Here is an 8709-nt window from a genome sequence, read left to right on the forward strand (position 1 = left end):
TTATGGCACAGTGCCTCCATGCAATATCCGACGATTGAAGACGCGATTGGCCGAACGCCCCTGGTGGCGTTGCAACGCATCGACGCAGATGCCAATGCGAAGCGTGGCAATGTGATTCTTGGCAAGCTCGAAGGCAACAACCCGGCCGGGTCGGTCAAGGACCGGCCGGCGCTTTCGATGATCAAGCGTGCCGAGGAGCGCGGGGAAATCAAGCCGGGGGACACTCTGATCGAAGCGACTTCCGGCAACACCGGCATCGCGCTCGCGATGGCCGCGGCGGTCAAGGGCTACCGGATGGTGCTGATCATGCCGGAGGACCTGTCGGTCGAACGTGCGCAAACGATGAAAGCCTTTGGTGCCGAACTCGTCCTGACGCCGAAAAGCGGCGGCATGGAGTACGCGCGCGACCTCGCAGAGCAGATGATGCAGCAGGGGAAAGGGCGGGTGCTCGACCAGTTCGCGAATCCCGACAACCCGCGCATCCACTACGAGACGACCGGGCCTGAGATTTGGGCCGACACCAGCGGGCGCATCACGCACTTCGTGAGCGCGATGGGCACGACGGGCACCATCACCGGCGTCTCGCAGTTTCTCAAGGAGAAGAATTCGTCGGTGCAAATCGTCGGTGCCCAGCCGGAGGAAGGCTCACGCATTCCCGGCATTCGCAAATGGCCCCAGGAATATCTGCCCAAGATCTTCGACCCTAGCCGTGTTGACCAGGTTGTCAACGTGAGTCAGGACAATGCCGAAGAGATGTGCCGCCGGCTTGCGCGGGAAGAGGGCATTTTCGGCGGCATTTCAGCTGCAGGGGCCCTCTGGGTCGCGCTCGAAATCGCCAAGACGGTCGAAAACGCAACGATCGTTTTCGTCGTGTGCGACCGCGGTGATCGCTATCTGTCGACCGGCGTCTTTCCCGCCTGAACCACGATGAAAGAACCTCGTTTTTGCCCCTCCTGCGCGACTCCGCTGGCCTGGATCGAAGCACAGGAAGATGGCGGTCCGAAGTCACGCCTGCGCTGCACAGCCTGCGACTTCACGCACTGGAACAACCCGACTCCGGTTCTCGCCGCGATCATCGAATACCGCGGGCAGGTGCTCCTTGCGCGCAATGCGGCATGGACTCACAAGGCGTACGCGCTGATCACCGGCTTCATGGAGGCCGGCGAGACGCCGCAGGAAGGCATTGCGCGCGAAATTAAGGAAGAAACCAACCTCGATGCGAGCGAGCTGAACCTCGTGGGCGTTTATGACTTCCAGCGCATGAACCAAGTCATCATTGCCTACCACGCGGTGGCCGATGGCGAGGTGATGCTGTCGCCCGAGCTGGTGGACTATCGGCTGTATGACCTTTCCGCGCTGCGCTGTTGGCCGGCCGGCACCGGCTATGCATTGGCGGACTGGCTGCGCACGCGAGGGCATGTGCCTCAGTTCATGGAATGGCCGAGGCCGGCCTCCTGATATCGTTGGAGTTTCAAACAATGGCCATGCAGATCCACAAAGAACTCGACGCCCGCGGGCTTAACTGTCCGTTGCCCATTTTGAAGGCCAAGAAGTCGCTCAACGACATGGTGAGCGGTGAATTGTTGAGGGTCGTAGCCACTGACGCAGGGTCGGTACGCGACTTCCAGGCGTTTGCGCGGCAGACCGGAAACGACCTCGTCGAGCAGCAGACAATCGGCAACGAATTCATCCACGTGCTCCGGCGTCGGTGACATGGCCGCGACGCCGCCGGCTCGCGGCTTGGAAGCTCCAGTGCCGAATCAGAGCTCCAGCGTCTTCAGATATTGGCGGAAAGACGCTCCTACCTCAGGGTGCGCCAGCGCCAACTCTACCGACGCTTGCAGAAAGCCTTCTTTGCTGCCGCAGTCATAGCGCGTGCCCTTGTAGGAATAGGCATAGACCGACTCCTTGGTCATGAGCGCGGCAATACCGTCGGTGAGTTGGATTTCGCCACCCGCACCCTTTGGCTGATTGCGGATTTCAGCGAACACGCCAGGTGTGAGGATGTAGCGGCCGGCGACGCCGAGCCGCGAAGGGGCGTCTTCGGGCTTGGGCTTTTCGATCATCCGGTTAACCTTGATCAGTCCGTCTTCCACGGCATCGCCAGCGACGATGCCGTAGCGTTTGACGTGCTCCAGCGGCACTTCCTGCACCGCCAGCAATGATCCGCCGAGCTTGCCGAATGCGTGCGTCATCTGCGCGAGCACGGGCTCGCCGCCGTCCGGACCCACCATCAGGTCATCGGCCAGCAGTACCGCAAAGGGTTCGTTGCCCACCAGATGTTCGGCGCACAACACGGCATGTCCCAGGCCCAGCATGCGCGGCTGGCGCACATAGGAGCACGTCATGTCGTCCGGCATGACGGAACGCGCGATCGCGAGCAGTTCGGTCTTTCCATTGGCTTCGAGTTGTGACTCTAGTTCGTAGGCAGAGTCGTAGTGATCTTCGATGGCGCGCTTATTGCGCCCCGTTACAAAGATCATGTCGCGAATGCCCGCCGCATAGGCTTCCTCGACGGCGTATTGAATCAAGGGCTTGTCCACCACCGGGAGCATTTCCTTTGGTTGGGCCTTGGTTGCCGGCAGAAATCGAGTGCCGAAGCCTGCGACTGGAAACACGGCCTTGCGAATGCGCGTCGGGGAAGTGGACATGGGCATGAGGTTGAATCGAGGTAGATCGGATGAGGGCTGCGTACGAGACGTGCTGTCTGATACTAAGCCCCGCACAATACTTTCGTCTGTCAGCCGAGGCGGACAAGCTGATCACGCAGCCGATCGACGGTCGCGCTGAAGTCCGTCAGCCGCCTGCGCTCCTGTTCGATGACAGCCGGAGGTGCCTTGGCGACGAACGCCTCGTTGCCCAACTTGCCGTTGACTTTGGCGATTTCGCCTTCGACGCGGGCAAGTTCCTTGCCGATGCGCACCTTTTCCGCCGCCTTGTCGATTTCCATGTGCAGGCAGAGACGGACGCCGCCGACCACCGCGACCGGTGCAGCCTCGGCGGCGGCGGACCAGGCGGCCTCGTCGTCGAAAACCTTCACTTCCTTGAGCTTTGCCAAGGCCTGAAGCACCGGGACGGCTTCGCGGAGGAAGGCACTTCCTGCAGCATCGTCGGCAACCGCGTAGAGCGGCAGCCGCGTCGCAGGCGAGACGTTCATCTCGCCACGCAGCGTGCGGCAGGCATCGACAAGCGACTTGAGTCGCCCGACGTGCGCTTCGGCGGCCTCATCGATCTTCTCGGGCTGGCTCTTCGGATAAGCGGCGACCATCACTGACTCACCCGCACGCCCTGCCACTGGGGCGACCTTTTGCCACAGCTCTTCGGTGATGAACGGAACGACCGGATGCGCGAGGCGCAGCAGCGTCTCGAGGGTTCGGATCAGCGTGCGCCGCGTCGCCCGTTTCTGCGCGTCTTCGCCTTGCTGGATCTGCACCTTCGCGATTTCGAGATACCAATCGCAGAACTCGTCCCATGCGAACTGATAGATCGCGTTGGCAACGTTGTCGAGCCGGTACTCATCGAAACCCTTGGCGACATCGGCTTCGACGCGCTGCAACCGCGAGCTGATCCAGCGATCGGCCTGGCTGAATTTCAGATAGCCGTGCGCAGGGCCGCCGACAGCGCATTCTTCCTTCGTGTGTTCACGGAGGCCGCAGTCCTGGCCTTCGCAATTCATGAGCACGAAGCGAGTGGCGTTCCAGAGCTTGTTGCAGAAGTTGCGGTAGCCTTCGCAGCGCTTGGCGTCGAAGTTGATGCTGCGGCCCAGCGAGGCGAGCGATGCGAAGGTGAAGCGCAGCGCGTCGGCGCCGAAGGCCGGGATGCCGTCCGGGAATTCCTTCTGAGTGTTCTTTCGGACCGTCGGTGCCGTCTCCGGCCGGCGCAGCCCCTGCGTACGCTTTTCGAGCAGTTCGGGCAACGCGATCCCGTCGATCAGGTCGACGGGATCGAGCACATTGCCTTCCGACTTGCTCATCTTCTTGCCATGCGAGTCGCGGACCAGCCCATGGATGTAGACGTGCTTGAAAGGCACCTTGCCGGTGAAATGCTTGGTCATCATGATCATCCGGGCGACCCAGAAGAAGATGATGTCGTAGCCTGTGACAAGCACGGTCGAGGGCAGGTACAGATCGAGGTCCTGCGTCTTCTCGGGCCAGCCGAGCGAAGAGAAGGGCACCAGCGCCGACGAGTACCACGTGTCCAGCACGTCTTCATCGCGCGTGAGTGTCTTTCCGACGGCCTGCGCTTGCGCTTCGGCTTCGCTGGCTGCGACGTAGACCTTGCCGTCTTCGTCATACCAGGCGGGGATCTGGTGGCCCCACCAGAGCTGGCGGGAGATGGTCCAGTCCTGGATGTTTTCCATCCAGTGGTTGTAGGTATTGATCCAGTTTTCCGGAACGAAAGTGACCTCGCCCGAGCGCACCGCATCGATGGCTTTCTGCGCAATCGACTGGCCGCTGGCGTCTGGCTTGGTCATGGCGACGAACCACTGATCGGTGAGCATCGGCTCGACCACCGCACCTGTGCGCGCACAGCGCGGCACCATCAGCTTGTGCTTCTTGGTCTCGATCAGCAGGCCCAGCACCTCCAGGTCGGCAATGACAGCCTTGCGTGCCACGAACCGATCCAGACCGCGGTACTTCTCGGGAGCGTTGTCGTTGATGGTGGCATCGAGCGTCAATACGCCGATGACCTCAAGGCCGTGGCGCAGGCCCACTGCATAGTCGTTGTGGTCGTGCGCCGGCGTGACCTTGACGACGCCGGTGCCGAATTCCTTGTCGACGTAGTCGTCGGCAATCACCGGGATCAGTCGGTCGACCAACGGCAGCCTGACCCGCTGGCCAATCAGATGTTTGTAGCGCTCATCATCGGGATGCACCATCACGGCAACGTCACCCAGCATGGTTTCAGGGCGAGTGGTCGCAACGGTGAGAGAGCCGGAACCGTCTTCCAGCGGATAGGCGATATGCCAGAGAGAGCCGTCTTCCTCCTCGCTTTCGACTTCGAGATCGCTCACCGCTGTCTTGAGCACCGGGTCCCAGTTGACCAGACGCTTGCCGCGATAGATCAAGCCTTCGTTGTAGAGCTGAACGAAGGTCTGCGTGACAACGCTGGAGAGCGTCTCGTCCATCGTGAAGTACTCGCGGCTCCAATCGACCGAGTCGCCCATGCGGCGCATCTGGCCCGTGATCGTGTTGCCGGACTTCTCTTTCCATTCCCAGACGCGAGCGACGAAATTCTTGCGGCCGAGATCGTGCCGGCTGATCTTCTGTTCCTGCAGTTGGCGTTCAACCACGATCTGCGTGGCGATGCCCGCGTGGTCGGTGCCGGGCAGCCACAGGGTGTTGTCGCCTGCCATCCGGTGGTAGCGTGTGAGGCTGTCCATGATGGTCTGGTTGAACGCATGCCCCATGTGAAGCGTGCCAGTGACGTTCGGCGGCGGAAGCTGAATCGCGAAGGATGGCGCGCCTTCCTTGGCCTTCTGCGTGCCGCGGAAGCCAGCGGCCGAATAGCCGCGCCGCTCCCACTCGGGACCCCAGTGCGCCTCGATGGCAACGGGTTCGAAGGATTTGGAAAGGCTCTCGAGGCCGGGTTGGGGCAAGGTTTCGCTCATGGCGGTACAAAGACGAACGGCATCCCGCAGGATGCCGCTTGTGGGTGGAAGTGGGCGGATTTTATTCGACTGAGAGTGTGCCGCAGTCAATGCGGCGCCGCATAGTTGACGGGCACCCATGCATAGCCGGTTCCCGTCCGCCGCCTTGTCCAGATGACCAGTGCCTCTTTGACGTCACCTTGGCGGCGCCGCACATAATTGAACGATGCTGTTTTTGCTGTCTCCTGCCAAGTCTCTCGACTACGAAACTCCGGTATCTGAAACGGTACCGTCCACCCAGGCCCGCTTCGAAGGGCCCAGAAGCCCGGCGTCAGAACTCATCAAGCTCCTGCGCGAGAAGTCGCCACAGCAGGTCGCGGAGTTGATGAATTTGTCCGATAAGCTTTCCGCGCTCAACGTGGCGCGCTATGCGGCCTGGGCTTCCAGGGGAACCGAGCGGAACGCAAAGCAGGCCGCGCTCGCATTCGATGGCGATGTCTACGGCGGGCTCGACGCAAGAACGCTGAGTGAGGCACAGCTTGCCTGGGCGCAGGACCATGTCTGCATCCTGAGCGGGCTCTACGGCGTGCTGCGGCCGCTGGATCTGCTGCAACCTTATCGGCTCGAGATGGGAACGCAACTTGCAAATCGCCACGGCAAGGACCTGTACGCCTTCTGGGGAGCGCGGATCGCGGCGCATCTCAACGAGCGGTTGGTCGCTGATCGCACGCCGGTTGTCATTAACCTGGCTTCGCAGGAATACTTCAAGTCGGTCGACCAGAGCGTTCTCAAGGCTCGCGTGGTGGAGTGTGTCTTTGAAGAGTGGAAAGGCAGCACTGGCGCCAAGGGTGATGAAGGACGCTACAAGATTGTGAGCTTCTTCGCCAAGCGCGCGCGGGGCCTCATGGCGCGATGGGCCATCCTTCACAAGGCTGGCACGCCCAAGGCGCTGGAGAAGTTCGACCTCGAGGGGTATGGATTCGATGCCGCGGCGTCCAAGCCCGAGCGCCTCGTCTTTCGACGGAGATCATCATGAGTCATGGACAGGCGATCAGTCCTGAACTTCGCGAATGGGTCGCCACGCAAGTGGCGGCCGGCCATACGGTTGCGAGCCTGCGTGCATCGATGCGTGCAGCCGGATGGCAAGACGCCGCGGCAGACGCAGCTCTGGCGGAAGTGGAGCTCAAATCGGCCGGGACCTCGACGGTTGCCGAGCCGAGCAAGCCGATGCCTGGGCCGGATCTGTCGGCCGCACCGCTCTACATCGAAGCCGGCGACCGTCGCGTGCAAGTCCTTCAGACAATGCGCAACCCGCGCGTGATCGTGTTCGGAGATCTCGTGTCCGATGAAGAGTGCGATGCGTTGATCGCCACAGCGCGCCAGCGTCTCGCGCGGTCGCTCACGGTCGAAACGCAAACCGGTGGCGAGGCGCTCAATGTCGATCGAACCAGCGACGGCATGTTCTTCGAGCGCGGAGAGAACCCCGTGGTTGCGCGATTGGAGCAACGCATCGCCAGGCTGCTTCAATGGCCTCTCGAATTCGGCGAAGGCCTGCAGATCCTGCGATACGCGCCGGGCGCGCAATATCGTCCCCACTACGACTACTTCGACCCGGGCGAGCCCGGCACGCCACTCATTCTTCGGCGCGGTGGGCAGCGGGTGGCCACGCTGGTCATGTACCTGCAGGAGCCGCAACAGGGTGGGGCGACGACCTTCCCCGATGTCGGCCTCGAAGTGGCGCCCAAACGTGGAACGGGGGTGTTTTTCAGCTACGACCAGCCCGATCCTGCAACGCGCACCTTGCATGGAGGTGCGCCCGTGCTTTCCGGCGAAAAGTGGGTCGCGACCAAGTGGCTGCGCGAACGCGAGTTCATCTGATCCGGATGCTCAGGACACCATGATTCCCTTTCAAAAGTCAGCTGAAGGACGCCCATGAGCCTTGACAACACCCCGGAACAGTCGCAGTTGGGCCGCGCCTCGGCGTACGTTGACCAATACGACGCCAGTCTGCTGTTCCCGATCTCGCGCGCGACGCAACGTGAAGCCATGGGCATCGATGGCAGTGCGCTTCCGTTCTTTGGTGCCGATCTGTGGACAGCCTTCGAGCTCAGCTGGCTCAACGCACGAGGCAAGCCACAGTTGGCCATCGCGCACTTCACGATCCCTTGCGAGACGCCCAACATCATCGAAAGCAAGTCGTTCAAGCTGTACCTGAACAGCTTCAACAGTACCGTGTTTCCCGATTCAGCGGCCGTCAGGGAGCGGCTTCGCGCTGACCTGAGCGAGGCGGTCTGGCGCGGCAGTGGCCGGGTGGCGAGCATCGGGGTGAAGTTGTTGGCGCCCGCGGCGTTCGATCAAGTTCCTGTGCATGAACTGGACGGCCTCGACTTGGACCGCCTCGATATCGAATGCATTCAATACCAGCCAGCGCCCGAACTGCTCTCGAGCGACTTCGCGCAAGCGCCCGTTACCGAGGCGCTGACCAGTCGATTGCTCAAGAGCAATTGCCTCGTAACAGGGCAGCCCGATTGGGGCAGCGTGCAGATCCGCTACAACGGGCCCCCCATCGACCAAGCAGGTCTCCTAGCGTACATCGTGAGCTTTCGCAATCACAACGAGTTCCATGAACCCTGTGTGGAGCGCATCTTCACGGATGTGTGGCGCCGCTGCCGTCCAACCAAGTTGGCTGTCTACGCCCGCTACACTCGCCGCGGCGGCTTGGACATCAACCCGTTCCGCACAAGCTGGCCTCAGGCCCTTCCGGACAACGTGCGTACCGCGCGCCAGTAGATGCGTCTACGAGAAAGTTCGCAAAGTGTTGCCCGCAGCCGAAAAGTGATGGCATAATCGTGGGCTTCGCTAAACACGGATCTCGGCGAGTCTTTATAAGACGGTCGAGGTGAGCGGAGGCAAAAGAGTAAATAGAGCGGGTTTTAAAAAAACTTCTTTATGTTTTCAAAGCCTCTAAAAACCGTGTCATAATCGAAGGCTCCGCTAAACACGGATCTTGATGTTGCTCTCCGGGGTGGTATTGAGATGAGCGGAGAGGGGGAAGAAAAAAACTTCAAAAGTTTTTCGAATCTTCTGAAAATCGTGTAATAATAGAGGGCTTCGCTGAT

At 61.2% G+C, this 8709-nt stretch carries 8 protein-coding genes; 6 read left to right on the forward strand and 2 right to left on the reverse strand.

All coding sequences use genetic code 11. The features are described from left to right. Positions 1 to 18 precede the first annotated feature (18 nt). The 3 genes from cysM to AC1DEK_RS26165 are packed head-to-tail and all read left to right on the forward strand — an operon-like array spanning position 19 to position 1712. A complete protein-coding gene (cysM, locus tag AC1DEK_RS26155; protein WP_478128224.1) occupies positions 19 to 921 on the forward strand; it encodes a cysteine synthase CysM in 903 nt (300 codons plus the stop codon). Between the two features lie 6 nt (positions 922 to 927). Next, the gene (locus tag AC1DEK_RS26160) at positions 928 to 1458 is read left to right on the forward strand and encodes an NUDIX domain-containing protein (protein ID WP_478128225.1); all 531 of its coding nucleotides are present in this window, start codon (positions 928 to 930) and stop codon (positions 1456 to 1458) included. 26 nt (positions 1459 to 1484) lie between these two features. Then, a complete protein-coding gene (locus tag AC1DEK_RS26165; RefSeq protein WP_478128233.1) occupies positions 1485 to 1712 on the forward strand; it encodes a sulfurtransferase TusA family protein in 228 nt (75 codons plus the stop codon). Positions 1713 to 1760: 48 nt separating this feature from the next. On the opposite strand, the gene galU is transcribed toward AC1DEK_RS26165, so the two are convergent. Continuing rightward, entirely contained in the window at positions 1761 to 2651 is an 891-nt protein-coding gene (galU, locus tag AC1DEK_RS26170) for a UTP--glucose-1-phosphate uridylyltransferase GalU (protein ID WP_478128234.1), read from the reverse strand. An 89-nt stretch (positions 2652 to 2740) separates the two neighbouring features. Continuing rightward, on the reverse strand, positions 2741 to 5611 hold the full coding sequence (locus tag AC1DEK_RS26175; RefSeq protein ID WP_478128226.1) for a valine--tRNA ligase: 2871 nt from the start codon (positions 5609 to 5611) through the stop codon (positions 2741 to 2743). Between the two features lie 205 nt (positions 5612 to 5816). On the opposite strand from AC1DEK_RS26175, the gene yaaA reads away from it, so the two are divergent. Genes yaaA through queF form a run of 3 tightly spaced genes read left to right on the forward strand, consistent with a single transcriptional unit; the run spans position 5817 to position 8380 of the window. Beyond that, entirely contained in the window at positions 5817 to 6626 is an 810-nt protein-coding gene (gene yaaA / locus AC1DEK_RS26180; protein ID WP_478128227.1) for a peroxide stress protein YaaA, read from the forward strand. Then, a complete protein-coding gene (locus AC1DEK_RS26185) occupies positions 6623 to 7468 on the forward strand; it encodes a 2OG-Fe(II) oxygenase (RefSeq protein WP_478128228.1) in 846 nt (281 codons plus the stop codon). The genes yaaA and AC1DEK_RS26185 overlap by 4 nt, the downstream gene beginning before the upstream one ends. Before the next feature lie 54 nt (positions 7469 to 7522). Next, positions 7523 to 8380 (forward strand): NADPH-dependent 7-cyano-7-deazaguanine reductase QueF, encoded by an 858-nt coding sequence (gene queF, locus AC1DEK_RS26190; protein ID WP_478128229.1) that lies wholly within the window; start codon positions 7523 to 7525, stop codon positions 8378 to 8380. The last annotated feature ends 329 nt before the right edge of the window (positions 8381 to 8709 follow it).

The organism is Variovorax sp. 10N420 (assembly GCF_056394705.1).

What these genes read in the sequence shown, in the direction of transcription:
- cysM (WP_478128224.1), top strand. Translation starts at nt 19, where the DNA reads ATGCAATATCCGACGATTGAAGACGCGATTGGCCGAACGCCCCTGGTG.
- AC1DEK_RS26160 (WP_478128225.1), top strand. Translation starts at nt 928, where the DNA reads ATGAAAGAACCTCGTTTTTGCCCCTCCTGCGCGACTCCGCTGGCCTGG.
- AC1DEK_RS26165 (WP_478128233.1), top strand. Translation starts at nt 1,485, where the DNA reads ATGCAGATCCACAAAGAACTCGACGCCCGCGGGCTTAACTGTCCGTTG.
- galU (WP_478128234.1), bottom strand. Translation starts at nt 2,651, where the DNA reads ATGTCCACTTCCCCGACGCGCATTCGCAAGGCCGTGTTTCCAGTCGCA.
- AC1DEK_RS26175 (WP_478128226.1), bottom strand. Translation starts at nt 5,611, where the DNA reads ATGAGCGAAACCTTGCCCCAACCCGGCCTCGAGAGCCTTTCCAAATCC.
- yaaA (WP_478128227.1), top strand. Translation starts at nt 5,817, where the DNA reads ATGCTGTTTTTGCTGTCTCCTGCCAAGTCTCTCGACTACGAAACTCCG.
- AC1DEK_RS26185 (WP_478128228.1), top strand. Translation starts at nt 6,623, where the DNA reads ATGAGTCATGGACAGGCGATCAGTCCTGAACTTCGCGAATGGGTCGCC.
- queF (WP_478128229.1), top strand. Translation starts at nt 7,523, where the DNA reads ATGAGCCTTGACAACACCCCGGAACAGTCGCAGTTGGGCCGCGCCTCG.